Origin of the sequence: Erwinia plantamica (assembly GCF_043420595.1) — a bacterium.
GTDB classification, from domain to species: Bacteria; Pseudomonadota; Gammaproteobacteria; order Enterobacterales; family Enterobacteriaceae; genus Erwinia; species Erwinia aeris.
Window position 1 is genome coordinate 39,710 of sequence record NZ_JBGCUC010000007.1, and the last position, 25,319, is coordinate 65,028.

Genomic DNA, 25,319 nt, shown 5'->3' on the forward strand with positions numbered 1-25,319 from the left:
GAATTACGCCTCCCGGCTGCGCGCACACATCATGGTTGCTTCGCAGACAATTTTACCGTCAACGGTCGCCACGCCTTTAAAGCGGGTCAGACCACGGCGGGTTTTCTCGAAGGTGACTTCCATAATCATCTGATCGCCCGGTACGACCGGACGCTTGAAGCGAGCTTCATCGATGCCGGCAAAATAGTACAGCTCGCCCGGCTCAAGTTTGCCCACGCTTTTAAACGCCAGAATACCGGTCGCCTGCGCCATGGCTTCTAAAATCAGCACGCCTGGAAAAATCGGTTTACCAGGGAAATGGCCCTGGAAAAACGGTTCGTTGACCGATACGTTTTTTACCGCACGCAGAAACTTATGTTCCTCAAATTCCAATACGCGATCGACCAGCAGAAACGGATAGCGGTGCGGCAGCAGTTCAATAATCTCTTCAATTTTCAGAGTATGAGTTTCAGTAGTCAAAATACTCTTCCTGTCCTAAAAATTCTGATGGCATCAATAACACGGCCTGCAACGAGAGCATCGTCCGCAGGCCGCAAATCAGTTTCCGTGCACCAGCCTTCCATGCTTAGCATTCTTTTTATATTCCACAAGGTGCAGCGGAATAGTGAAGGCGGTTCAACAACCAGACGCTCATTCCGCGCTGACTTTACGCTCAACAGCTTTTAAGCGCTTGCTCATCTCATCGATGTTCATGACCAGCGCGGCGGTTTTACGCCAGTTTTTATTCGGTTGCAGCGGGATCCCGGACGAGTATACCCCAGGTTGGGTGATTGGTCGCATAACCATTCCCATCCCCGTGACCGTCACTTTGTCACAAATTTCCATGTGGCCGTTGATCACGCTGGCGCCGCCAATCATGCAGTAGCGGCCGATTTTCAGGCTGCCCGCCATGATTACGCCGCCTGCTACCGCGGTATTGTCGCCAATCACCACGTTGTGTGCAATCTGGCACTGGTTGTCAATGATAACACCATTCCCAATCTGAGTGTTATCCAACGCGCCGCGATCGATAGTGGTACAGGCGCCAATTTCAACGCGATCGCCGATAATGACCGTACCCAGCTGCGGTATTTTCACCCAGTTGCCGCGATCGTTCGCGTAACCAAAGCCGTCCGCGCCAATAACGGTGCCGGACTGGATCAGGCAATTTTCGCCGATCTGTACTTCGTGATAGACGGAAACGTTGGCCCACAGGCGCGTACCCGCGCCAATACGGGTGTTTTTACCGATAAAGCAGCCGGCGCCAATCACCACGTTATCGCCCAGCTCTACGCCGGATTCGATAACGGCGTTCGCGCCGACGGAAACATTTTTACCCAGCTTCGCCGTAGCGTCGATAACTGCGCCTGGCGCAATATTCGTCGCTGGCTGCGGCGTGGTGTCCAGAATCTGCGCCATACGCGCATAGGTCAGGTAGGGGTCTTTCACCACCAGAGCGGCGCTCTGGCAAAATTCTACGTCCGCCGCCTGCAGCACCACGGCGGAAGCCTTACAGGCTGCCAGCTGTTCGCGATAGCGGCTGTTGGAAAGAAAGGTGATTTGACCGGATTGGGCGGATTGCATAGAAGCAATGCCGGAGATGACGATATCGCCATCTCCGTGCAAATCTGCATCCAACTGCTGGGCTAAATCAGCCAGTCGAATTGAAGACATTGATTATTTAACCTGTTTCAGAACATCAGCAGTGATGTCTTTGGATGAGCTGGCGTAAGCCACGGCGTTGGCATCGACCACGACGTCGTAACCTTCGTCAGCCGCGACTTTTTTCACTGCATCCTGAATACGGCTCAGGATTTTGTTACGCTCTTCTGCCTGACGGCGACGGTTATCCTGCTCGAAAGCCTGGGCTTTGCTGGAGAAGGTTTCACGCTGCGCCATCACGTCTTTTTCCAGACGGCTGCGCTCGCTTGCTTTCATGGTAGAACCGTCACGCTGCAGACGCTGCATTTTGGTTTGCAGATCGCGTTCCATTCCCTGCAGTTCAGTCGCACGGCCTTTAAACTCATTTTCAAGCTGTTTCGCAACTGTCGCACGCGCCGGTAACTGTTGGAAAATGCTGGAAACGTTTACCACTGCAATCTTGTCAGCGGCCTGAGCGCCGGCGGAAACCGCCAGAGCGAGAGAGAGGCCTGCGGCACACAACAACTTTTTCACTATAAACTCCTTACCATCAACGTTTGTGTCCAGGACACATGTGTTGCGCGTTAAGGCAGCGCGAGGCTGCCAGTGAACGGCGCGATACTCGCGGTATGACACCGCGAGCGTTGAGAAAAGTCAGACAGCGCTTTTCTCAAAGTTTGCAAAGCGTAGCAGCTTACCAGGTTTTACCGATATTAAACTGGAACTGTTCGGCTTTATCACCATCATATTTCTTGAACGGCTGAGCGTATGAGAACACCAGCGGCCCCAGTGGTGACATCCACTGCAGCGCCAGACCGGCCGACATACGAATATTGCTCGGCTCGCTGTAGTCCGGAATGCCTGCCGCGCGCGTTTCTGCGGTATTTTCCCATGCGGTATCCCACACGGTACCGGCATCGACGAACAGCGAGGTACGCACGGAATTCGCATATTTCTCGCTAAGGAACGGCGTTGGCGTGATCAGCTCGGCGCTGGCTGTTGCCATCGCGTTACCGCCGACCGCATCGTTGGAATCACACAGCGTTCCCGTTGAGCAGGTGCTGGAGTTGTTATTGTAGTAAGCCGCCTTCGGACCAATGGTGTTGGAGCGGAAACCACGTACGGTGCTTGAGCCACCCGCATAGAAGTTTTCGTAGAACGGCAGTTCTTTGCCGCTCAGTCCATCACCATAGCCTACACGACCACGACCCAACAGCACCCAGGTACGATCCTGATTCAGCGGCAGATACTGCTGCGTATCCAGCGTCGCTTTATAGAAGGCGTTGTCCGAGCCTGGAATGGTGATTTTACCATTCAGGTTGGTACGGTTACCCGAGGTTGGGAAGAAGCCGCGATCCAGCGTGTTGTACGTCCAGCCGTAGTTGAACGTGAAGTCGTCTGCGGAATAGTCAGCGTCTTTGTTCAGATCCGGGTTCTGATCCACGGAGCGCAGATAACGGAACATGGCGATCTGCGGCTGCATGTTGGACAGGTCGTTATGGACATAGCCCAGACCCACGCGCAGCGTGTTGTTCTCGTTAACCGGGAAGCCCAGCGTGCCGTCCAGACCATAGCTTCTGTTGGTATAGTCAGACAGATCCGCGTCATCCGCTTTAAAGTCGTTATAGAAGACACGACCGCCCAGGCTGACGCCGTCGACCGTAAAGTACGGATCGGTCAGCGAGAATTCAGCATAGGTCTGATAATCGTTTTTGGTGCCGCTGATGCCGACGGTATTACCCGTGCCCAGCCAGTTTTCCTGCGTAACGCCGACCTGGAAGCTGACGCCGCTTTCCGTACCGTAACCCACGCCGAAGTTAAAGGTACCGGTGTTGCGCTCTTTGACCTTGTAGACCACGTCTACCTGATCGGGTGCGCCAGGCACGCGCTGCGTATCGGTTTCCACCGTTTCAAAGTAGCCGGTACGATTCAGACGCTCTTTGCCCTGCTCGACCAGATCGCTACCCAGCCACGCGCCTTCCATCTGACGCATTTCGCGACGCAGTACGGAATCTTTCGAGGTATCGTTGCCTTCAAAACGCACTTTACGCACGTAGTAACGGTTGCCCGCATCCACGTTGACGTGCAGCTTCACGGTTTTATCCGCGTCGTTGATTTCCGGCTGCGTCATCACGCGCGGATAGGCATAGCCGTAGCGACCGAACATCTTCTTGATGTCGTCTTCCATTTTGGTGACTTTGGCACCGTTATAGAGTTCGCCCGGCTGAATTTTGGACAGGGATTCAACTTCCGCCGAGTGTCCCGCCATGCTGCCGTTCACCACTACGCCGGAAAGCTTGTACTGATCGCCTTCGTTAATATTGATGGTGATATAAATGCCTTTTTTATCCGGCGTCAGGCTGACCTGGGTGGAGTCGATATTAAAGCGCGCATAGCCACGATCCAGATAGAAGCTGCGCAGGGTTTCCAGGTCGCCCGCCAGTTTCTGCTTCTGATATTTACGGTCGCCGACCAGGTTCCACCATGGCACTTCATCACGCAGCTGGAAGCGCGAGATCAGCTCGTCCGAGCTGAAGGCTTTATTGCCGACCACGTTGATCTGCTGAATTTTCGCAGACACGCCTTCGGTAAAGACCAGCTTCAGATCGACGCGGTTACGCGGCAGCGGCGTAACAACGGCCTTAACGCTGGCGCTGTATTTACCGACGCTGTAGTAGAAATCCTCCAGCCCTTTCTCGATAGTCGAGATAGTGGTGCGGTCCAGGGCTTCGCCCACCCGCACGCCGGACGCTTCCAGGTTCTGCTTGAGCATGTCATCCTTCACCGCTTTGTTGCCGGAGAAGGTGATGCTGGCAATGGTCGGACGCTCTTTCACCTGAACGATCAGCGTATTGCCGTCGCGCAGAACCTGAACATCTTCGAAGTTCCCGGTCGCAAAAAGGGCGCGGATGGTATTACTGAGATCATCATCGGAGACGGTATCTCCTACGCGGACAGGCATACTGAGCAATGCCGCCCCGACGGCGACTCGCTGCAGGCCTTCGAAATGGATATCCTTCACCACGAAGCCGTCTGCCGCGTATACGGTGGCGCTGCTAAACAGCAGCGACGCTATGAGCAACTTTTTCATCGCCATCGTTGTTATGCATTCTTCCTAACTGGTTCTCGCATCAGGCAGGTTTGACCCTGTCAGAGACGCGAGAAATCATTGAATAGTGCAAGCCCCATTAACAGCACCAGCAAAACCGAGCCAATGCGATAACTGAAGTCCTGAACTCGCTCAGACACCGGCCCACCTTTGATCTTTTCGATCGCCAGAAACAGCAAATGTCCACCATCTAATACCGGCAAGGGGAACAGATTGATAATCCCGAGATTCACGCTGATTAGCGCAAGAAACATCAGGTAATAAATCAAGCCATATTCCGCCGACATCCCAGCACCCTGGGCGATAGAAATCGGCCCGCTGAGATTGTTCAACTTCACTTCGCCAACTATCAGCTTGCCCAGCATCGTCACCGTCAGCTTCATCAGCTGCCAGGTTTTGACGCTGGCCTCGCCAACGGCCGCAAACGGCCCATACTGGCGAACCGTTTTGTATTCGTCCGGCAGCGGAACGATGCGTGGGATCACGCCCGCAAACCCTTCCGCTTTGTTGCCCGGCTTAACATCCGGCGTCAGCGTCAGGGCCACTGATGCACCCTGTCGCTCAACTTCAACCGCCAGCGGCCTGCCGGGATTATCGCGAACCTCGGCGACAAACTGCTGCCACTGCGCCAACGGCTGACCCCCGACTTTAACGATCCTGTCGCCTGCTTGCAAACCTGCTCTGGCCGCAGCGGAGCCGGATTGGATTTCTGCCAGCACGGTTTCAACCTGCGGACCGCGAGGATGAATGCCCAGCGACGCGACCGGATCCTCCCTGTCAGGCGCGAAATGCCAGTTACGCAAATCAAGCCGGACATCCTGAACCTGGCTGGTGCCGAAAGGCGCCACGCTGAGCGTAGTCTGCTGGTCGCCAATTTTCGCTACCAGCGCCATCCGCACAGCTTCCCAGTCAGGCGTTTCGATACCGTCAACGGCCTTAAGTTCCATTCCAGGCGCAATTTGCGCCTCGGCAGCCTGCGAACCGCTCACTATTTCACCAACAACCGGCCGTACGCCAGGCACGCCGATGATAAAAACCAGCCAGTAAGCAAAGATGGCAAACAGGAAATTAGCCAGCGGGCCGGCGCTGATAATAGCGGCGCGCTGCGCGACGGTTTTATTATTAAAGGAGAGATGGCGAAGCTCCGGCGGCACGCTTTCGACGCGTTCGTCGAGCATTTTAACATAGCCGCCCAGCGGGATCAGCGCGATAACATACTCGGTGCCCTGGCTGTCGCGACGTCGCCACAGCGCCTTGCCAAAGCCGACAGAAAAGCGTTCGACTTTGACACCGCAGCGGCGCGCCACCCAGAAATGGCCAAATTCATGCACGGTGATCAGAATGCCCAGCGCAACGATAAAGGCCCCAAGGCTCCAGAGTATACTCAACATAACGTCCCTTATAGCGTGCCGAAAGCCAGCAACAGCAGGCAGGCGAATACCGGCACCGCCGCCGTCAGGCTATCGATACGATCCAGAATACCACCATGACCTGGAATAAGCTGTCCGCTGTCTTTAATGCCCGCTTCGCGCTTGAACATGCTCTCGGTCAAATCGCCCAATACGGAAGCCAGCGTGGCGACAATGGAGCAGGTCAGCAGCGTCACAGGCGATACGCTCAGCGGCGCCCACAGCCCGAACAGCCAGGCGATAATGCCCGTAGTGACCAGGCCGCCAAAAAACCCTTCCCAGGTTTTCCCCGGCGAAACTCTTGGCGCCAGCTTGTGTTTGCCGAACAGACGACCAAACATGTAGGCCCCGGAATCCGCGCCCCATACCAGAAACAGCACGTAGAGCAGCCACCAGGCGCCGGCAAAATGGTCGCTGTCGTAATGGTACTGGCGCAGCGCCACCATGCCCCAGAAAAAGGGCACGATGGTAAGAATACCAAACAGCAGGCGTAAGACACGAGAAGCGCGCCACAGCGATGCCGATGCAGGATAGGTGAGCACCAGCACCAGCGCGACTATCCACCAGCCCAGCGCCGCCCAAAGCGAGCCCGCAATAAGGGGAAGATGCACAGGATGGTAAGCAGGCAGCGTAAACGTCATGAACGCCAGCAGCAGCCCGCACAGAACCGCGAGCCAGACGCGCTGGGAGCTGGAGGCCAGGCCAGCGAACTGACCCCACTCCCACGCCGCCAGCATACAGATAGCCAGCGTGACGATAGCAAAACCGGCAGGCGGCAGCAGAAACAGCGCCGCAATCACAATCGGGATAAGTATCAATGCGGTAATCAGGCGTGACTTCAGCAAGGATTACCCCCAGTGCGCTCAGGCGCCGCCGGGTGCTGCGCCGCCAAAGCGACGCTCTCGTTGTGCAAACGCATTCAGTGCACCTTCAAAAACTTGTTCATCAAAATCAGGCCAAAGAACATCGGTAAAAAAGAACTCCGCATAGGCAACCTGCCACAGCAAGAAATTACTGATTCGATGCTCTCCCCCTGTCCTTATTACCAGATCCACAGGTGCCAGATCGTTGAGACAAAGATGCTGTGCGAGGGTTTCTTCCTCGATCTGATCCGGACGAACCAGACCTTCCTGCACCTGTTCTGCAATTTTCCTGACGCTATGAATAATATCCCAACGTCCGCCATAATTCGCGGCAATGTTCAGGGTAAGTCCATTATTTTGCTGAGTCAGTTCCTCGGCGCGCCGGATACGCTCCTGCAAACGAGCGTTAAATCGGCCCGTATCGCCAATAATTCGCAGGCGTACGTTATGTTTATGGAGGCTTTTCACCTCGCTGTCCAGAGCCCAGACAAACAGCTCCATCAGCGCCATCACTTCCTGCGGAGGACGGTTCCAGTTTTCGCTGCTGAAGGCATACAGGGTCAGCGCATCCAGCTTATTGCTGACGGCAAAACTTACCGCGCGGCGCACGGACTTTACGCCCGCCTTATGGCCGGTAATGCGCATTTTCCCCTGGTTTTTGGCCCAGCGGCCATTGCCATCCATAATGATGGCCACGTGGCGGGGATTTTCTCCCGACTGGTCATCGGTTTTTATTTGATTTTCGGACGACATAACGCGTAATTATTTCCTTTAATCAGAAATACGACGGTTTCTGAAATAGTTTGCCCGCTTGACGTAAAAAAGCCGTGTCGGCCACGGCAGCTGTCGCTGTATCGCTACGTCGCTTTAAGGACGGGCGCAGATTGTAACACCTCCACCCCTGCCCCACAAACGCACGCTGGTTAGCGTGCGGTTGGAAAACGCGACAAACAGGTTTTCGCCGTAGCGCGCGCGCGCCTGTCGATATCCAGTACCGCCTCCACGCTCTCCGGCTCGCGGCAGGAAAGCGTTTCGAGAACGCTCATATTTACCCGCGCAATATCGGTAAAACAGATTTGCGCATCCAGAAAAGCGGCAACGGCGATCTCATTAGCGGCGTTCAGCGCGGTAGTCGCGGCCTGCCCGGTTTTACAGGCGTCGATAGCCAGCTTGAGGCAGGGATAACGCGCATAGTCCGGCTCGGCGAACGTCAGGGCGCTCATGCGGGCAAAATCCAACGGTTTTGCGCCGGACTGCACTCGCTGCGGCCAGGCCATTACGTGAGCGATAGGCGTACGCATATCCGGCGACCCCATTTGCGCCAGCACGCTGCCGTCACGGTAGCGCACCATGGAATGGATCACCGATTGCGGATGCAGCACCACTTCCATCTGCGCGTCGGTCGCATTAAAAAGCCAGCGGGCTTCAATATATTCCAAACCTTTATTCATCATGGTGGCCGAATCAACGGAGATTTTTCGCCCCATCGTCCAGTTCGGATGCGCGCAGGCCTGATCCGGCGTCATCTGCGCCAGGTCCGCCAGCGGCGTTTCACGGAAAGGGCCACCCGACCCCGTAAGAATAATGCTGTCAATGCCATTATCTTGTAGAGAAGCGTATCCTAACTGGCGCTGGAGGGAAGCGGGCAAACTCTGAAAAATGGCATTATGCTCGCTATCGACCGGCAGCAGCTGCGCTTTAAATTCGCTTACCGCCTCCAGAAACAGCTGGCCGCAGGTGACCAGCGACTCTTTGTTGGCCAACAGCACGGCCTTACCGGCGCGTATGGCCGCCAGCGTCGGCAGCAGGCCTGCCGCGCCAACGATCGCCGCCATAACCTGATCCACGTCGTCCAGCGCGGCCAGATCGCAGGCAGCCTGTTCGCCGCTCAGCACCTCGGTCGCCACGTTCAGCTCTTTCAACCGCAGCCGTAAGGCGCTGGCGGACTTCTCGTCGGCCATGGCCGCATAAGCCGGCCGGAAAGCGAGACACTGTTCCGCCATCAGCCCGACGTTATGCCCGGCCACCAGCGCCTTAACGGCGAACAGATCGGGATTCGCTTTAATGACGGCCAGCGTGCTGGTACCGATTGAACCGGTGGAACCGAGAATGGTCAGTTGCTTCATGAAGGTGCTCTGTGTAGTGACCTGCGACGATAAGTCGCCAGCCAGGGGATTAAATGCAAAACGCCGTAAGACTACCCTCCGAAAAAGGCACCCTGTACGGCGTTAAGTCACGGCGCGGATCGACTCAGAAGTCCATCAGCTCCGCTTCTTTTTCTGCCAGCGCGGCATCGACTTTCTTGATGAACACGTCGGTCATTTTCTGGATATCATCCTGAGAACGACGCTCTTCATCTTCGCTGATTTCTTTATCTTTCAGCAGCGCTTTAACCTTATCGTTGGCATCGCGACGCACGTTACGTACGGAAACGCGACCCTGCTCGGCTTCGCCGCGCACGATTTTAATCAGGTCTTTACGACGCTCTTCCGTCAGCGCCGGAAGCGGCACGCGAATGTCGCTGCCCGCTGAGCTTGGGTTCAGGCCCAGGTCAGAAGCCATGATCGCTTTTTCAACGGCCGCGCTGATCGAGCGGTCAAATACGTTGATTTTCAGCGTACGGGAATCCTCTACGGTCACGCTGGCCAGCTGACGCAGCGGCGTGGCGGAGCCGTAATAATCGACCATGATGCCGTCAAGAATGCTTGGCGACGCGCGGCCGGTGCGGATTTTGCTGATGTGGTTTTTAAATGCTTCCAGGCACTTGTCCATGCGCGTTTCAGCATCTTTTCTGATTTCGTTAATCACGTTGTAACCCTTGAATTCTGGTTAACCTGACAGGCTCAGAAGAGCCTGTTAGCTATCTGTTAGCGTGCGTAACGCACTACAAAGGCAGAATATACCTTATTTTATGTGCTAACGGACATTATTGCGTAATCAGGGTGCCTTCTTTTTCACCCATCACTACGCGGCGCAGCGCGCCCGGCTTGTTCATATTGAAGACGCGGATCGGTAGTTTATGGTCACGGGCCAGCGTAAAGGCGGCCAGATCCATCACTTTCAATTCACGTTCCAACACTTCGGTGTAGCTCAGCTGATCGTACATCGTGGCGTCCGGATTTTTTACCGGATCGTCAGAGTAAACGCCGTCAACCTTGGTCGCTTTCAGCACGACGTCCGCTTCGATTTCGATACCGCGCAGGCAGGCCGCCGAATCCGTAGTAAAGAACGGGTTGCCGGTGCCGGCGGAGAAGATCACCACGCGGTTGTTGCGCAGCAGGCTGATCGCTTCTGCCCAGCTGTAGTTGTCACATACGCCGTTCAGCGGAATAGCCGACATCAGACGAGCATTAACGTAGGCGCGGTGCAGCGCGTCACGCATCGCCAGACCGTTCATTACGGTTGCCAGCATACCCATGTGGTCGCCCACAACGCGATTCATGCCGGCCTGTGCCAGGCCCGCACCGCGGAACAGGTTGCCGCCACCGATAACCACACCTACCTGAATACCCAGCTCAACCAGTTCCTTCACTTCCTGAGCCATACGATCCAGCACGCTGGCGTCGATACCGAAGCCTTCCGCGCCTTGCAGAGCTTCGCCGCTCAGTTTCAGCAGGATACGTTGATAAACAGGTTTTGCATTGGTCGCCATGGTTTTTTTCCTGGAAGCAGTATTGAGGAGTTAAATCTGCGCTATCATCCCGCGAGTAGTGAGAAAATGCTATTGGGATGAGACTGAAAATTGCCGGATACGGCAGATAAAAAAGAACCGCCGGATGGCGGTTCTGATCAAACGATTAAGACTGCTTAGACATCGCCGCAACTTCTGCTGCGAAATCGGTCTCGGCTTTCTCAATGCCTTCGCCCACTTCAAAGCGGATGAAGTTAACCACGTCAGCGCCCTGCTCTTTCAGCAGCTGGCCAACGGTTTTAGACGGGTCGATCACGAAAGGCTGACCGGTCAGAGAAACTTCGCCGGTGAATTTCTTCATGCGGCCTTCAACCATTTTCTCTGCGATTTCTTTCGGCTTACCGGACTGCATCGCGATATCCAGCTGAACCTGGTATTCTTTCTCTACCACGTCTGCAGACACGTCTTCTGGCTTAACGAATTCTGGCTTGCTTGCCGCAACGTGCATGGCCAGCTGCTTAACCAGCTCTTCGTCAGCGTTGGTTGCAGAGATCAGTACGCCGATACGTGCGCCGTGCAGGTAGCTGCCCAGCACGTCGCCTTCCAGGGTCGCGACGCGACGAATGTTGATGTTTTCGCCGATTTTAGCAACCAGCGCAACGCGCTCTTCTTCGAACTGCGCTTTCAGCACTTCAACATCGGTGATTTTGCCGGCAACAGCCGCATCCAGCACCTTGTCAGCGAACGCCTGGAAACCGCCGTCTTTAGCAACGAAGTCGGTCTGGCAGTTAACTTCCAGGATCACGCCGTAGTTGCCGTCGATTTTGGTTTTGATCACGCCGTCAGCAGCCACGTTGCCTGCTTTTTTCGCCGCTTTGATCGCGCCAGATTTACGCATGTTCTCGATCGCCAGCTCGATGTCGCCGCTAGCTTCGGTCAGCGCTTTTTTACAATCCATCATGCCAGCGCCAGTGCGCTCGCGCAGTTCTTTTACCAGAGCAGCAGTAATTTCAGCCATTCTCGAATCCTCGGTTAGCTCAGCACCTGCCCGGTTCGCCTGATGGCGCCACAACAGATGCCTGTTTCTCGGGAGAAATATTGCCCCGCCGATGGGTCACCAGCGGCAAAGCGAATTCAAAATAAAGGGGCCAATTAAGGCCCCTTACAGATTAACATCTGATTTTACCCTGACGGGTATAAGGGCTCTCTGTGGAGCAAACCTTATTACTCAGCTTCAGCGAAGCTTTCTTCTGCCTGCTGAGCCAGGTCCTGAGAGCGACCTTCACGTACGGTGGTAGCCACAGCGGTCAGGTACAGGCTTACAGCACGGATTGCATCGTCGTTGCCTGGGATGATGTAGTCAACGCCGTCTGGATCAGAGTTGGTATCAACGATAGCGAAAACCGGGATGCCCAGGTTGTTTGCTTCTTTGATAGCGATGTGTTCGTGGTCAGCATCGACAACGAACAGCGCGTCTGGCAGGCCGCCCATGTCTTTGATACCGCCCAGGCTGTTTTCCAGCTTGGCCAGTTCACGAGCACGCATCAGCGCTTCTTTTTTGGTCAGTTTGTCAAAGGTGCCATCCTGAGACTGAGTTTCCAGATCTTTCAGACGCTTGATGGACTGACGAACGGTTTTCCAGTTGGTCAGCATACCGCCTAACCAGCGATGGTTTACGAAGAACTGGTCGCAGCTCAGCGCAGACTCTTTTACCGCTTCGCTTGCAGCGCGCTTGGTACCAACCATCAGAATCTTGCCTTTACGGGCAGCGATCTTGTTCAGTTCAGCCAGCGCTTCGTTGAACATTGGTACGGTTTTTTCAAGGTTGATGATGTGAACTTTGTTACGAGCGCCGAAAATGAATGGCTTCATTTTTGGGTTCCAGTAACGGGTCTGGTGACCGAAGTGTACACCAGCCTTGAGCATGTCGCGCATGGAAACAGTTGCCATGATTACCTCTGTAAATTGATTGGGGTTAAGCCTCCATGTATCCCATACGACCGACCTCTCGGGCCGCTTGCGCAGCGCTTTAAGGCACCCCGGCGTACGTGTCGATACATGTGTGTTATTTACACATAGTGAGAGTTATGCGTTTCTCTGCAATCTTGCCCACAGAGAATCGTCGGCGCGCTTTATACCATAAAGACGCAGGTGAAGCCAATGATTGTTCGCTTTACTTGCCGCGCCGTAAACGGGAATTGGCAGCGGCCAGGTGGGCTGCTAACATTGCTGCACTTCCTTTATTATTGTCGAAAATAGCGACAGCTGCGGACTAAATTAATGGCAATTACAATCAAAACCCCTGAAGAAATCGCGAAAATGCGCGTAGCCGGTCGCCTGGCGGCAGAAGTGCTGGAAATGATCGAAGAGCACGTCAAGCCCGGCGTCAGCACCGGCGAACTCGATCGCCTGTGCCATGACTATATCGTTAACACCCAGCAAGCCGTTTCGGCCAGCCTGGGCTATCACGGCTTCCCTAAATCCGTTTGCATCTCGGTCAACGAAGTGGTGTGCCACGGTATTCCAAGCGATGACAAAATCCTGAAGGATGGCGATATCGTCAATATCGACGTAACCGTCATTAAAGACGAATATCACGGCGATACCTCTAAAATGTATATCGTCGGCAAACCGACTATTCAGGGCGAACGCCTTTGCCGCGTAACTCAGGAGAGCCTCTATCTGGCGCTGCGTATGGTGAAGCCAGGAATTCGCCTGCGCACTATCGGTCGCGAAATCCAGAAATTTGTTGAAGCACAGGATTTTTCCGTAGTACGCGAATATTGCGGTCACGGCATCGGCAAAGGCTTTCATGAAGAGCCGCAGGTGCTGCACTATGACGCGGACGACGGCGGCGTGGTGCTGCAGGCCGGTATGGCCTTTACCATCGAGCCGATGGTTAACGCAGGCGATTATCGCATTCGCAGCATGAAAGACGGCTGGACGGTGAAAACCAAAGACCGCAGTCTCTCCGCCCAGTATGAACACACCATCGTGGTGACGGAAACAGGCTGCGAAATTATGACGCTGCGTAAAGACGACACTATTTCGGCAATCCTGACCGCCGACGCGTAATCTTTGTCAAATAACCCGGCAGGCAGCTTTGCTGCCGGGTCAAAAGCATTGCTCTCTCACCCCGGATCTTTCTTTACCGCTCTCGCTGCCTGCCTTCCATCCAGCCTGACGGGCTTTCTATTCAGCCCAGGGTTTACGAACACTTTTTTTCATTGGACCTGATTAACCTTGTGGTTGTAAATTGCTCAAGGCATGAAAAGTGTAGGGGCATTACCCCGTAGCCTTTCTGCAGGAAGCAGCTAATTTACACAGGGAGATCAAGCAAATGGAAAAGCCATTCCTTTTAGCGCAAACAATTAATAACGAGTTGGGACGCCGTGCCGATTGTGGAGGCCTGTGCCTCTGCTCTGTGGCCGCACGCTGGCCAGAGGAGGAAACGAATCAAGGAGGCAGCTATGGGTTACGCGCTCAGGGATGCACCTTTGAATGACGCCGATCATAAACCCGGACTGCCTGCGCTGCGCTCTTCAGGCGGCGATGGAGGAGGAGGCATGACAGAGAATATCGAACCGCGAGTAAGGAAGCTTGAAAACGATGTCGCCGTAATCAGCCACAATCTTGCTGTGCTTACCGTGCGCTCCGAGAGTTTCGCCACCCACGCCGATGTCGCGAATGTTCGCACTGAAATGGCGACAATGCGCGGCGAGCTTACAGAGCGAATGACATTTATGGGCGGCGAATTTAAAGGCGAATTCATTTCGTTACGAGGCGAGATGGCGCTTATGCGCGGCGAGCTCAAGGAGGAAATGGCCTCGTTAAGGGGCGAGCTGAAAGAGGAAATGGCCTCGTTAAGGGGCGAGCTGAAAGAGGATATGGCCGCTTTAAAAGGCGAGCTGAAAGGCGACATTGTCTCCTTGCGGGGCGAAATTCATGAGACGTTACAGAAAGCTATCAACAAGCAAACCGTTCTGTTGCTGACGATTATCCCCGCCACGCTTGCCGCTATTGCTGCCGTCGCGGCCTGGTTTAAATAGCGCTCCGTTCGTTCTCTGACCGCCGACAGTGAGGCAGGCCACTCACCCATTTGGCCCTCCCTCTTTTTTTACCGCTCTGCCAGCCAGCACGGCGGTAAAAATTCCATCTGCTATCTGCCAGTTTCTTTTGATCTCGGGTGCCGGTAAACGCTATTGTCACTGCTTGTCTTTGTGCGGCAGAGAATGCGGGAGCGCTGGCGTGAACACGATAATTAGAGATTACGGGCAGGCATATTCTCCTGCTGAATGGACAGATGCGGAGCTGACGCGCGATACGCTGAAGCAGCACCTTGATGACTTCCAGCAGCGGCTGGGCCAGGCCTTTGACGCCGGAGAAGCCGTTGAGCAGCTTATCGCCGCCCGCACGCTGTTTATCGATCGCCTGCTGCGCCGCCTGTGGCGCTTTTACGGTTTCCCGGAGCAGGAGGATATTGCGCTGGTTGCCGTGGGCGGCTACGGGCGGGCCGAGCTGCATCCTCTTTCCGATATTGATGTGTTGATCCTGAGCCGACGGCCGCTTTCCGAAGAGGATGCACAGCGCACCAGCGAGCTGCTGACGCTGATGTGGGATTTGAAGCTGGAAGTCGGCCACAGCGTGAGAACGCTGGAAGAGTGCCTGTTGGAAGGCCTGTCAGATCTTACCGTCGCGACCAACCTGATTGAATCACGCCTGCTGGTCGGCGACGTCGCGCTGTTTCTCGAACTGCAGAAAAACGTTTTCAGCGAAGGTTTCTGGCCTTCCGATCGCTTTTTCGCCGCCAAAATTGCCGAGCAGCAGGAGCGCCACCAGCGCTATCACGGTACCAGTTATAACCTGGAGCCGGATATCAAAAGCAGTCCCGGCGGCCTGCGCGATATCCATACGCTGCTGTGGGTGGCGCGCCGCCACTTTGGCGCCACGTCCCTGGATGAAATGGTCGGTTTTGGCTTTCTGACGCAGGCCGAGCGCAACGAGCTGAACGAGTGTCAGTCCCTGCTGTGGCGTATACGTTTCGCCCTGCATCTGACGCTCAGCCGCTACGATAACCGGCTGCTGTTCGATCGCCAGCTGAACGTGGCGCAGCGTCTGAACTATCAGGGCGAAGGCAACGAGCCGGTCGAGCGCATGATGAAAGATTTTTATCGCGTTACCGGCCGTATCGGCGAGCTGAACCAGATGCTGCTACAGCTGTTCGACGAGGCTATCCTGGCGCTGGGCGAGGATGAAAAACCGCGCGCCATTGACGATGAATTTCAGCTGCGCGGCACCTTAATCGATTTGATTGACGAAACGCTGTTCGCTCGCGACCCGGTTGCTATCATGCGCATGTTTTACACGATGGTGCGCACGCCGAATATTACCGGCATCTATTCCACCACGCTGCGCCAGCTGCGCTTTGCCCGTCGTCAGCTTCAGCAGCCGCTGTGCACGCTTCCCAAAGCGCGGGAGCTGTTTCTGTCCATCCTGCGACATCCGGGCGCGGTAAGCCGGGCGCTGGTGCCTATGCATCGTCACAGCGTGCTGTGGGCCTATATGCCGCAGTGGGGCAATATTGTCGGCCAGATGCAGTTTGACCTGTTTCACGCCTATACCGTGGATGAGCATACTATTCGCGTCCTGCAAAAGCTGGAAAGCTTCGCCAATGAAGCGACTCGTCCACGCCATCCGCTCTGCGTAGAGATTTGGCCGCGTCTGCCGCAGCCGGAGCTGCTGCTGATGGCCGGACTGTTTCACGATATCGCCAAAGGCCGCGGCGGCGATCACTCCGTGCTGGGCGCGCAGGACGCGCTGGAGTTTGCCGAGCTGCATGGGCTGAACTCGCGGGAAACGCAGCTGGTCGCCTGGCTGGTACGTCACCATCTGCTGATGTCGGTGACGGCGCAGCGGCGCGATATTCAGGATCCCACCGAGATCCAGCATTTCGCGGAGGTGATGCAGAACGAAAACCGGCTGCGCTATCTGGTTTGTCTGACCGTAGCGGATATCTGCGCCACCAACGAAACGCTGTGGAACAGTTGGAAGCAGAGCCTGCTGCGCGAGCTGTTTTTCGCTACCGAGAAACAGCTGCGGCGCGGAATGGAACACAGCCCTGATCTGCGAGAACGCGTCCGCCATCACCGTTTGCAGGCGTTGGCGCTGCTGCGTATGGACAATCTGGATGAGCAGGCGCTGCGCGATATCTGGGCGCGTTGCAGAGCGGACTATTTCCTGCGCCATACGCCGAACCAGCTGGCCTGGCACGCTCGTCATTTGATGGAACACGATCTGTCGAAGCCGCTGGTGCTGCTCAGCCCTCAGGCGACACGCGGCGGCACGGAAATTTTTATCTGGAGCCCGGACCGTCCTTATCTGTTCGCCACCGTGGCGGGCGAGCTGGACAGACGCAACCTTAGCGTGCACGACGCGCAGATCTTTACCAGCCGCGACGGCATGGCGATGGATACCTTTATCGTGCTGGAGCCGGACGGCAGCCCGCTGGCACCGGATCGACACGAGGCCATCCGCCAGGCGCTGGATCAGGCTATCGGGCAAACCAGCTTCCAGCCAGCGAGAGTCCGCCGCCAGTCGGCCAGGCTAAAACATTTTAGCGTGGATACCGAAGTGAAATTCTTACCGAGCCATACCGACAGACGCACCTATATGGAACTGATCGCCCTGGATCAGCCGGGTCTGCTGGCGCGCGTTGGGGAGATCTTCGCCGATCTGAACGTATCGCTGCACGGCGCGCGCATCAGCACCATCGGCGAGCGCGTCGAGGATCTGTTTATCCTGGCCAACAGCGATCGCCGCGCGCTCAGCCGCGAATTACGCCACGAGTTGCGACAACGGTTGACAGAGGCCCTTAATCCAAACGATAAAGTGTGACCAGGATTTACTTTTACCCCGCTTTCGGGCGCGCGGCCGATTAGCTGCAGGCGCGTCCCGAAACATGATTTGACACAGGAAAGCTTAATTAATGCAACAGTTACAGAGTGTTATTGAGAGCGCCTTTGAGCGCCGCGCCGAGATTACCCCAGCCAATGCCGATACCGCTACGCGAGAAGCGGTTAACCAGGTTATCGCGCTGCTGGACAGCGGCGCGCTGCGCGTGGCTGAGAAAATCGACGGCCAGTGGGTGACGCATCAGTGGCTTAAAAAGGCCGTGCTGCTCTCTTTCCGCATCAATGACAATCAGGTGATTGATGGCGCAGAAAGCCGTTATTACGATAAAGTTCCGATGAAATTTGCCGATTACGACGACGCTCGCTTTAAGAAAGAAGGTTTCCGCGTGGTGCCGCCGGCTGCCGTTCGTCAGGGCGCTTTTATCGCACGCAATACCGTGCTGATGCCTTCTTATGTCAATATTGGCGCTTATGTCGACGAAGGCTCAATGGTGGACACCTGGGCGACCGTTGGCTCCTGTGCGCAGATTGGTAAAAACGTGCATCTGTCCGGCGGCGTCGGTATCGGCGGCGTGCTGGAACCGCTGCAGGCTAACCCGACCATCATCGAAGACAATTGCTTTATCGGCGCGCGCTCTGAAATCGTGGAAGGCGTGATCGTTGAAGAAGGCGCGGTGATTTCTATGGGCGTCTACATTGGCCAGAGCACCAAAATCTACGACCGCGAAACCGGCGAAGTGCACTACGGCCGCGTGCCTGCCGGCTCCGTAGTGGTTTCCGGAAACCTGCCTTCCAAAGACGGCAGCTACAGCCTGTACTGCGCGGTTATCGTGAAAAAAGTAGATGCGAAAACCCGTGGCAAAGTCGGTATCAACGAACTGCTGCGCACCATCGACTAATTCTCCTCCGGGCCGCGCTTTGCGGCCCGTCAGTTTTTCTTTACACGCCTGCCTTAAAAAGATGTTTTCCATCAAAAAATAAGTAATGCTATTGCGCAATAACCAGGCGATAATCCGCGCCAACGAGCGTACAGGTTACCCGCCCCTTTTCAGATTTTCACATATACTCAGCTGAGCACGGGACGAGCAGGCCTGGCAAAAACAGGGAGCAACGTGCCGCCGCAGCGCGGCCGGTAAAAACCGCACCTTGCACCACAGAATATTTGTAAAGCGCAGCCGAATGACTATTCTCCCGCACAGGAAAAAATCTTATGTATGACAATCTGAAAGGTTTAGGTATCGCCAATCCCGACGACATCGATCGCTACAGCCTGCGTCAGGAAGCCAGCAACGACATTCTGAAAATCTACTTTCGCAAAGACAAGGGTGAGTTTTTCGCTAAAAGCGTGAAGTTTAAATATCCGCGCCAGCGCAAAACCGTGGTGGCCGATAACGTCAGCCAGGGATTCAAAGAGATCCAGGAGATCAGCCCTAACCTGCGTTACGTGATTGACGAGCTGGATCAGATCTGCCAGCGCGATCAGGTGGAAGTCGATCTGAAACGCAAAATCCTGGACGATCTGCGTCATCTGGAAGGCGTGGTAACCAACAAGATCGCCGAAATTGAGGCCGATCTGGAAAAACTGACGCGCAATAGCCGCTAAGTACGCCGTTACTTCCTGCTCTGTTTCCGTTCTTCAATGCGTCAGGGCCTGGCGCATTGGTCACTCTTTTCTAAGCTTCTGCGGCCAACGCTTTAAGGCTCATCATCCAGCTGCAACGCTACGTAAAGCAGCAGCCTGTCGTCAAAACTACTCAGATTCAGCCCCGTCAGCTCGGAAATGCGGTTAAGCCGGTATTCAAGCGTATTACGATGAATATAAAGCGCTTTCGCGGTAGCTGAAGGCTGCACGTTGTGGCTGAACCAGGCGATTAGCGTTCTTCTCAGCAGGCCATTGTTGTCCATGGCCTTCAGCTTTGCCAGCGGTCGGGACAGCTCTCCGGCCTGCCAGCCGCCGCGCAGGCTGTCCAGCAGCACGGGCAACACCAGATCCTGATAGAAATAGCTGCGTTCTTCCGGCATGCGCTGTTTGCCTACCAGCATGGTAGTGCGCGCGGTGCGATAAGAGCGGGCGATGCTGCCCGGCCCGGTAAAAAAGTTGCCCAAGGCAATACGCATTCGCAGATGGCCGTTTTCTTTCATTCTGGACTGCAAAAGCGCCACCCGTTTACGGTGGTCTTCCGCGTCAAAGCGACCATGTGAGTTAAAAGCAGGTTTCAATACCACCATCTCGGTCAGCGACACGATGGCGATTAAATTATCCCGCTCCGGCGTGGTAAGCAGCGTTTGCAGCTGCTGCAGTTCCGACATGGCGCTGTCCACGCCAAGCTGGCCGCTGTCGACCTCGACCACTGCCACCACGCGCGGCTGGTTAAGATCGATGCGTAACCGCTGCGCCCATTCGTTCAGCGCCGGAGAAAGCGTGTCGCTGCGAATAAGATTCAGCACCAGCTCTTCGCGCAGACGGCTGTCCTGCGCCAGCATATGTAGCAGTCGCGCCTGTTCCAGCATCATTTCTGCCGTCATGCAAACCAGCTCGCCATAGTGCCGCAGCGATTCCGGCTCTCCGGTCAGGCCGATAACGCCGACGATCTCGCCATCGATACGCATAGGCAGATTGATGCCGGGCCGCACGCCGTGCAGATGTCTTGCTACCGCTTCATCAATATCCACGATCCGTGCCTGAGACAGCGCTAACAGCGCGCCTTCGTGCATTTCTCCAATACGTTCCCGGTCGCCGCTGCCGATGATCCGGCCACGTGCGTCCATCACGTTGACATTGCTGTCAATTATTTTCATGGTGCGGGCAACGATTTCCTGCGCAAGGCGGGCATCAAGATGATAGGTGGCCATCCGTCACTCCTGAAATGTCTCGTCGGGCCAGCATACCTGCAGGCTGGCGTCGCGACATCATGCAAATGCACCAGGCGTGATCCAGAGTGTAAAAATAAGCGGAAAGATGAAAAGGCGTTGTTAAGGGGGATGCTGGCCTTATGGGCCAGCATCCGGCAGGAAGTTACTGCATTAACAAATAGATAGAGGCGTCGCCGCGCAGAATGTTCAGCGCCAGCACGGAAGGTTTGCCGTCGAGGATTTTGCGCAGCTCGCCCAGGTTAGCAACCGCCTGCTGGTTAACGCCCAAAATCACGTCGTCTTTCTTCAGGCCAATACGCGCCGCGGCGGAGCCCGCCTTAACGTCATCGACCTTCACGCCCTTCATGCCTTTTGCATCGTAGTTGCTGAGATCGGCGCCCTCAATACCGACATAGATATTGCCGGAATCGACTTTCGCCTGCGAGCTTTGCTGCAGCTCAACGTTGACCGTCATCGGTTTGCCGTCGCGGATCAGCCCCAACGCCATTTTAGTGCCGACCGGCAGCGATCCGACCTGCGCGCGCAGCGCTGCAAAGCTGGAAATCTGCTTGCCGTTGATGGAAATCACCACGTCGCCCGCTTTTACGCCCGCCTTCGCCGCCGAAGAATTCGGCAGTACCTGGCTGACAAAGGCGCCGCGCTGCGCGTCCACCTTCATTGCTTTCGCCAGCTCGGAGTTCAGCTCGGTGCCCATGATCCCCAACTCGCCGCGTTTCACCTGACCATATTCCACCATTTGCGCCGTCAGGTTTTTCACCATATCGCTTGGGATGGCGAAGCCGATGCCGATATTGCCGCCGTCCGGTGCCAGAATGGCGGTGTTAATGCCGATCAGCTCGCCGTTGAGGTTCACCAGCGCGCCGCCGGAGTTGCCCCGGTTGATAGCCGCATCCGTCTGAATAAAGTTTTCATAGTTTTCCACGTTCAGGCCGCTGCGGCCCAGCGCGGAAACAATGCCGGAGGTAACCGTTTCGCCCAGCCCATAGGGGTTGCCAATCGCCACGGTGTAGTCGCCGACGCGAAGGTTATCGGAATCCGCAATCTTAATCGCCGTAAGGTTCTTCGCATCTTTAAGCTGGATCAGCGCAATATCGGAGCGCGGATCTTTGCCGATCACCTTAGCTTCGTATTTGCGGCCATCGCTCAGCTGCACCTGAATTTTCGTCGCGTTATCGACTACGTGATTATTGGTAACGACATAGCCTTTCTCTGCGTTGATGACTACGCCTGAACCCAGCGCGCGGAATTTCTCCTGTTGGGTATCGGCTCCGCCCTGCGGCCCGCCGCCCTGACACATTGGCGAGCCCTGGAAAGGCGAACCATCCTGACAGAAAGGCGAGTTGCCGCCGAAGAACTGCTGGAACTGCTGAGGTAAACGCGGCGTGCGTACCGTTGTGCTTCCTTCAACGTTGATACTCACTACTGAAGGCATCACTTTTTCTAACATTGGCGCCAGGCTTGGCAGCTGCTGGCTGGAAGAGGAAGCCGTTTCTGCGGCCGTAGCGGTCAGCGGGCCCATGGCCATTCCCAGGCTCAGGGCCAGCGCGCTGGCTAAAAGTGTTTTTTTCATGCGTCTGATTCTCTTCTGTTCTGATAGGCGAAACGTGCAGCGGACGTGCTGGTAAGAGTCATTTTTTAACGCTAAGTTCATGTATAAGTTTCAGCGAAAAGTAAAAAAATATTCTCTGCCTTTACAAACCCGCCGGAAAAAACGCTTATTCCACTGCCATCAAACGACGATATTCGTCCCAGGCATAAAGATCGGTCATGCCGCTGACATAATCCTGCAGCAAACGCGCCCGATAATAACGCTCCCAGAGCAGACGTTCAAATCGCTGTTCGATCTTCAGGTTTTTCATATGCACCGAATAAGCCTTCCGGTGCTTGCCGGATAATTTATGAAACAGACGTGTTTCAATTGGGTAGTCCGGATGGAAATCCTCATTTATCAGCATGTTAAAATCCTGATAAGAAAGCTGTAATAATGGCTTATAAATATCCAGCAGGCCTTTTATAACCCGATAACCCTGTAGCTCCAGCTGTTCGACTTCCGGATGATTAAATACGTGCTTTCTGGCGACTTTTTTAAACAGATTCAGCAGCTGGTTTTCATCGCCGTCATCTTCAAGCAGCGAATGATTAAAACTTCCCTGCCAGATTGGCCCGATATTATCGACAAAGCGTTTAACGGCGTGCTCGACCAATGCGGACTGTACTTTAACGCGAAGCTTCATAAAAAAGGTATCGCTCCGGCTGCGATAACGCTCTTTACTTTGCGCCTCGGTGTAAGCAAAGCCGACAATCTTTACAAAGAGTTCGTCAGAGGTGACCTTTTTGTTTTTTCGCAGCAGCGTCCACTCATCTTCTAAAAACTGATAAAGCTGGTCGACGCTGAAAATCGCTTTTTCTACGGCGTCGTCCAGGTCGGCAATACAATAAGAGATATCGTCGGCGGCTTCCATAATATAGGTCAGCGGAAAACGATGATATTGCTGTGTGTTGGTTGCCCTGAGCAGATCGGCCACGTACTTCTCTTCGGAAAGATAATAGCCTGGCTTTTTCATCAGCGTACTAAACTGCGGCGGTTTTTCGCCCTGAAACCAGGCCGGCGCCGTGTATTTTAAAATGCAGGCAACCTGTACATAGGAAAGATTAAGCTGAAGCAGCGTATGCACCAGGCGAATAGCCTGCGCGTTGCCCTCAAAATGGCAAAGATCCTGACGAAGACGGGCATTCATGGCGAGAAATTTTTCATTCTGCTCGCTGTCATCAACCCCGACCTCCTGCGGCTCGGTCAGCAGCCCGGGCAAATTCACGCGGAACCAGTCGTTGATCGCCGCCTCGCCAAAATGGCCGAACGGCGGATTACCGACGTCATGCAGCAGGCAGGCCATTTCCACCAGGCTTTCAAAGGCGCCGGTTAAATCGGCCAGGCCGTACTTTTCCAGCCCGCCAGGCTGCTTTCGCAATGCCTGAAGCACCTCTTTCACGATATAGCGGCCGGTCTGTTGCACCTCCAGCGAATGCGTCAGCCGCGAGCGCACGGCGGCGTTTCGCTCCAGAGGAAAGACCTGCGTTTTTTGCTGAAGTCGCCGAATAGCCGCCGAATTAATAATACGTCCGCGATCGCTTTCAAAATGGCGGGTAATATAATATTCGCCTTCGGGCTTTTCGCGGTTATTAAAGGGCCGCTCGAAACTGAATTTCGTCCTGAAATCTGTCGCTGTCATACTAGCCCGCCCTGATGAGTTAAACCTGCTAATCATGATAAACTATGCACTACATTGAACAACTTCCACAACAATAGCGAGCATTCCTATGAAAGCAGGCATTATTGGCGCGATGGAGCAGGAAGTAACCCTGCTGCGCGATAAAATTGAAAACCGTCAGACTATCGCGCTGGCCGGTTGCGAGATCTATACCGGCACGCTGAACGGCGTTGAGGTTGCCCTGCTGAAATCGGGTATCGGCAAAGTTTCTGCGGCGATGGGCACCACGCTGCTGCTGGAGCTGTGCAAACCGGATTTTGTGATCAATACCGGTTCCGCAGGCGGTTTGGCCTCCACGCTGAAGGTCGGCGATATCGTGGTATCCGACGAGGTGCGCTATCACGATGCCGACGTCACCGCTTTCGGCTACGAGCCAGGCCAGATGGCAGGCTGTCCGGCAGCCTTTACGGCCGATGATAAACTGATTGCCGCGGCGGAAAGCTGCATCGCTAAGCTTGGCCTGAACGCCGTACGCGGCCTGGTCGTGAGCGGCGATGCCTTTATTAACGGTGCCGAACCGCTGGCGCGCATTCGTACGACTTTCCCGCAGGCCGTAGGCGTAGAGATGGAAGCGACCGCTATCGCTCACGTTTGCCACCAGTTCGGCACGCCGTTCGTAGTGGTGCGAGCCATTTCCGACGTGGCCGACCAGGAGTCGCATCTGAGCTTTGACGAGTTCCTGACCGTTGCCGCTAAGCAGTCCTCACTGCTGGTGGAAACGCTGCTGACCCACCTTCGTGGCTAAGCTTTTCGCCCTGTTGCTGCTGCTCTGTTACGGAGCGGCAGCCGCCACGCCCCGCGTTATCACCCTTGCGCCAAACCTGACCGAACTGGCTTTTGCCGCAGGCATCACGCCTGTCGCCGTCAGCGCTTATTCCGACTATCCCCCCGCTGCCGCCGCTATCGAACAGGTGGCGAACTGGCAGGGAATTAACGTTGAACGCATCATCAACCTGAAACCGGACGTGGTGCTTGCCTGGCGCGAGGGAAATCCGCAGCGACAGGTCGATCAGCTGGCAGCCTTCGGCATTAAGGTGGTGTGGCTGGCACCAGTCACGATTGGCGAGATGATTGCCGCCGTGCGCGATCTTAAAGCCTTCAGTCCGCACCCGGAACAGGCTGACAGGCAGGCGACGGCGCTACAGCAGCAGTGGGATGATCTGCAGAGGCGCTATCAGCACGCACGCAAAGTGTCGGTGTTTTTACAGTTTGGTCAGCGGCCGCTTTTCACCGCCTCGCGTAATACGCTGCAAAACGAAATCGTACAGCTGTGCGGCGGCGAAAACATCTTTGCCGACAGCCGCGTCGCCTGGCCTCAGGTCAGCCGCGAGCAGGTTTTAATGCGGCATCCGCAGGCCATCGTGACGGGAGGTGACGCCGCCGCCGTCAGCGCCTTCTGGCGGCCACAGCTCAACGCGCAGGTAATTGTAATAAATGATGACTGGCTCAGCCGGCCCGGCCCGCGCATTCTTCAGGCAGCACGGGCATTGTGCAGTCAGTTGCAGCCCTGAGACGGCAGACCCTGTACTAAAGTCGGTTAAAGTTTCAACGAAGATGGTCGTTAACCTAATTACGAGGCGGCAAGGCTGTTATAAGCGCCGCCCGGCATTTCAGGGCTTTTGCCCTTTTACAC

22 protein-coding genes are annotated in these 25,319 nt (G+C 55.3%); 7 read left to right on the plus strand and 15 right to left on the minus strand.

Annotated features, from left to right (window positions below; genetic code table 11):
* Positions 1-3: 3 nt before the first annotated feature.
* From fabZ to rpsB, 12 genes are all read right to left on the minus strand, one after another.
* Positions 4-459 carry a 3-hydroxyacyl-ACP dehydratase FabZ gene (gene fabZ, locus AB3U87_RS09030; RefSeq protein WP_024965665.1) on the minus strand — a complete coding sequence of 152 codons (456 nt, stop codon included), beginning with the start codon at positions 457-459 and terminating at the stop codon, positions 4-6.
* Positions 460-630: 171 nt separating this feature from the next.
* The gene (lpxD, locus tag AB3U87_RS09035; protein ID WP_301251359.1) at positions 631-1,653 is read right to left on the minus strand and encodes a UDP-3-O-(3-hydroxymyristoyl)glucosamine N-acyltransferase; all 1,023 of its coding nucleotides are present in this window, start codon (positions 1,651-1,653) and stop codon (positions 631-633) included.
* A gap of 3 nt (positions 1,654-1,656) precedes the next feature.
* The gene (gene skp, locus AB3U87_RS09040) at positions 1,657-2,154 is read right to left on the minus strand and encodes a molecular chaperone Skp (protein ID WP_125289099.1); all 498 of its coding nucleotides are present in this window, start codon (positions 2,152-2,154) and stop codon (positions 1,657-1,659) included.
* 160 nt (positions 2,155-2,314) lie between these two features.
* A complete protein-coding gene (gene bamA, locus AB3U87_RS09045; protein ID WP_253455186.1) occupies positions 2,315-4,717 on the minus strand; it encodes an outer membrane protein assembly factor BamA in 2,403 nt (800 codons plus the stop codon).
* Positions 4,718-4,770: 53 nt separating this feature from the next.
* Positions 4,771-6,120 (minus strand): sigma E protease regulator RseP, encoded by a 1,350-nt coding sequence (gene rseP, locus AB3U87_RS09050; protein WP_253455187.1) that lies wholly within the window; start codon positions 6,118-6,120, stop codon positions 4,771-4,773.
* A gap of 8 nt (positions 6,121-6,128) precedes the next feature.
* A complete protein-coding gene (gene cdsA, locus AB3U87_RS09055; RefSeq protein WP_301251362.1) occupies positions 6,129-6,983 on the minus strand; it encodes a phosphatidate cytidylyltransferase in 855 nt (284 codons plus the stop codon).
* An 18-nt stretch (positions 6,984-7,001) separates the two neighbouring features.
* On the minus strand, positions 7,002-7,754 hold the full coding sequence (gene ispU, locus AB3U87_RS09060; RefSeq protein WP_253455189.1) for a (2E,6E)-farnesyl-diphosphate-specific ditrans,polycis-undecaprenyl-diphosphate synthase: 753 nt from the start codon (positions 7,752-7,754) through the stop codon (positions 7,002-7,004).
* Between the two features lie 170 nt (positions 7,755-7,924).
* Positions 7,925-9,127, minus strand: a complete 1,203-nt coding sequence (ispC, locus tag AB3U87_RS09065) for a 1-deoxy-D-xylulose-5-phosphate reductoisomerase (protein ID WP_370734551.1) — start codon at positions 9,125-9,127, stop codon at positions 7,925-7,927.
* A 124-nt stretch (positions 9,128-9,251) separates the two neighbouring features.
* Complete coding sequence (gene frr, locus AB3U87_RS09070; protein ID WP_125289093.1) at positions 9,252-9,809, minus strand: ribosome recycling factor; 558 nt, start codon at positions 9,807-9,809, stop codon at positions 9,252-9,254.
* Positions 9,810-9,927: 118 nt separating this feature from the next.
* The gene (gene pyrH / locus AB3U87_RS09075) at positions 9,928-10,653 is read right to left on the minus strand and encodes a UMP kinase (RefSeq protein ID WP_253455191.1); all 726 of its coding nucleotides are present in this window, start codon (positions 10,651-10,653) and stop codon (positions 9,928-9,930) included.
* Between the two features lie 145 nt (positions 10,654-10,798).
* On the minus strand, positions 10,799-11,650 hold the full coding sequence (tsf, locus tag AB3U87_RS09080) for a translation elongation factor Ts (protein ID WP_125289091.1): 852 nt from the start codon (positions 11,648-11,650) through the stop codon (positions 10,799-10,801).
* A 206-nt stretch (positions 11,651-11,856) separates the two neighbouring features.
* Positions 11,857-12,582, minus strand: a complete 726-nt coding sequence (gene rpsB / locus AB3U87_RS09085; RefSeq protein WP_301251365.1) for a 30S ribosomal protein S2 — start codon at positions 12,580-12,582, stop codon at positions 11,857-11,859.
* A gap of 330 nt (positions 12,583-12,912) precedes the next feature.
* On the opposite strand from rpsB, the gene map reads away from it, so the two are divergent.
* The 5 genes from map to AB3U87_RS09110 all read left to right on the plus strand — a co-directional run bounded on the left by map (position 12,913) and on the right by AB3U87_RS09110 (position 19,146).
* The gene (gene map, locus AB3U87_RS09090; protein WP_394148867.1) at positions 12,913-13,707 is read left to right on the plus strand and encodes a type I methionyl aminopeptidase; all 795 of its coding nucleotides are present in this window, start codon (positions 12,913-12,915) and stop codon (positions 13,705-13,707) included.
* Positions 13,708-14,102: 395 nt separating this feature from the next.
* The gene (locus AB3U87_RS09095) at positions 14,103-14,681 is read left to right on the plus strand and encodes a CCDC90 family protein (protein WP_394148868.1); all 579 of its coding nucleotides are present in this window, start codon (positions 14,103-14,105) and stop codon (positions 14,679-14,681) included.
* Positions 14,682-14,880: 199 nt separating this feature from the next.
* On the plus strand, positions 14,881-17,526 hold the full coding sequence (gene glnD, locus AB3U87_RS09100; RefSeq protein WP_253455196.1) for a bifunctional uridylyltransferase/uridylyl-removing protein GlnD: 2,646 nt from the start codon (positions 14,881-14,883) through the stop codon (positions 17,524-17,526).
* Between the two features lie 91 nt (positions 17,527-17,617).
* A complete protein-coding gene (gene dapD / locus AB3U87_RS09105; protein ID WP_369895465.1) occupies positions 17,618-18,442 on the plus strand; it encodes a 2,3,4,5-tetrahydropyridine-2,6-dicarboxylate N-succinyltransferase in 825 nt (274 codons plus the stop codon).
* Positions 18,443-18,753: 311 nt separating this feature from the next.
* Positions 18,754-19,146: a DUF3461 family protein gene (locus tag AB3U87_RS09110; protein WP_253455197.1), complete on the plus strand. Its 393-nt coding sequence runs from the start codon at positions 18,754-18,756 to the stop codon at positions 19,144-19,146.
* 92 nt (positions 19,147-19,238) lie between these two features.
* Here the strand turns inward: AB3U87_RS09110 and AB3U87_RS09115 are convergent, their stop codons facing one another.
* From AB3U87_RS09115 to dgt, 3 genes are all read right to left on the minus strand, one after another.
* A complete protein-coding gene (locus tag AB3U87_RS09115; RefSeq protein WP_125289084.1) occupies positions 19,239-20,396 on the minus strand; it encodes a CdaR family transcriptional regulator in 1,158 nt (385 codons plus the stop codon).
* A gap of 163 nt (positions 20,397-20,559) precedes the next feature.
* Positions 20,560-21,987, minus strand: coding sequence for a serine endoprotease DegP (degP, locus tag AB3U87_RS09120; protein ID WP_253455198.1), 1,428 nt, complete (start codon positions 21,985-21,987; stop codon positions 20,560-20,562).
* 145 nt (positions 21,988-22,132) lie between these two features.
* Positions 22,133-23,647, minus strand: coding sequence for a dGTPase (dgt, locus tag AB3U87_RS09125; protein WP_394148869.1), 1,515 nt, complete (start codon positions 23,645-23,647; stop codon positions 22,133-22,135).
* A gap of 88 nt (positions 23,648-23,735) precedes the next feature.
* On the opposite strand from dgt, the gene mtnN reads away from it, so the two are divergent.
* Both mtnN and btuF read left to right on the plus strand, forming a co-directional pair.
* Positions 23,736-24,431 (plus strand): 5'-methylthioadenosine/S-adenosylhomocysteine nucleosidase, encoded by a 696-nt coding sequence (gene mtnN, locus AB3U87_RS09130; RefSeq protein ID WP_253455199.1) that lies wholly within the window; start codon positions 23,736-23,738, stop codon positions 24,429-24,431.
* Complete coding sequence (gene btuF / locus AB3U87_RS09135; protein ID WP_369895469.1) at positions 24,424-25,197, plus strand: vitamin B12 ABC transporter substrate-binding protein BtuF; 774 nt, start codon at positions 24,424-24,426, stop codon at positions 25,195-25,197. Before mtnN ends, btuF begins: the two co-directional genes overlap by 8 nt.
* The last annotated feature ends 122 nt before the right edge of the window (positions 25,198-25,319 follow it).

What these genes read in the sequence shown, in the direction of transcription:
- lpxD (WP_301251359.1), bottom strand. Translation starts at nt 1,653, where the DNA reads ATGTCTTCAATTCGACTGGCTGATTTAGCCCAGCAGTTGGATGCAGAT.
- bamA (WP_253455186.1), bottom strand. Translation starts at nt 4,717, where the DNA reads ATGGCGATGAAAAAGTTGCTCATAGCGTCGCTGCTGTTTAGCAGCGCC.
- rseP (WP_253455187.1), bottom strand. Translation starts at nt 6,120, where the DNA reads ATGTTGAGTATACTCTGGAGCCTTGGGGCCTTTATCGTTGCGCTGGGC.
- ispU (WP_253455189.1), bottom strand. Translation starts at nt 7,754, where the DNA reads ATGTCGTCCGAAAATCAAATAAAAACCGATGACCAGTCGGGAGAAAAT.
- ispC (WP_370734551.1), bottom strand. Translation starts at nt 9,127, where the DNA reads ATGAAGCAACTGACCATTCTCGGTTCCACCGGTTCAATCGGTACCAGC.
- pyrH (WP_253455191.1), bottom strand. Translation starts at nt 10,653, where the DNA reads ATGGCGACCAATGCAAAACCTGTTTATCAACGTATCCTGCTGAAACTG.
- tsf (WP_125289091.1), bottom strand. Translation starts at nt 11,650, where the DNA reads ATGGCTGAAATTACTGCTGCTCTGGTAAAAGAACTGCGCGAGCGCACT.
- rpsB (WP_301251365.1), bottom strand. Translation starts at nt 12,582, where the DNA reads ATGGCAACTGTTTCCATGCGCGACATGCTCAAGGCTGGTGTACACTTC.
- map (WP_394148867.1), top strand. Translation starts at nt 12,913, where the DNA reads ATGGCAATTACAATCAAAACCCCTGAAGAAATCGCGAAAATGCGCGTA.
- AB3U87_RS09095 (WP_394148868.1), top strand. Translation starts at nt 14,103, where the DNA reads ATGGGTTACGCGCTCAGGGATGCACCTTTGAATGACGCCGATCATAAA.
- dapD (WP_369895465.1), top strand. Translation starts at nt 17,618, where the DNA reads ATGCAACAGTTACAGAGTGTTATTGAGAGCGCCTTTGAGCGCCGCGCC.
- AB3U87_RS09110 (WP_253455197.1), top strand. Translation starts at nt 18,754, where the DNA reads ATGTATGACAATCTGAAAGGTTTAGGTATCGCCAATCCCGACGACATC.
- AB3U87_RS09115 (WP_125289084.1), bottom strand. Translation starts at nt 20,396, where the DNA reads ATGGCCACCTATCATCTTGATGCCCGCCTTGCGCAGGAAATCGTTGCC.
- degP (WP_253455198.1), bottom strand. Translation starts at nt 21,987, where the DNA reads ATGAAAAAAACACTTTTAGCCAGCGCGCTGGCCCTGAGCCTGGGAATG.
- dgt (WP_394148869.1), bottom strand. Translation starts at nt 23,647, where the DNA reads ATGACAGCGACAGATTTCAGGACGAAATTCAGTTTCGAGCGGCCCTTT.
- mtnN (WP_253455199.1), top strand. Translation starts at nt 23,736, where the DNA reads ATGAAAGCAGGCATTATTGGCGCGATGGAGCAGGAAGTAACCCTGCTG.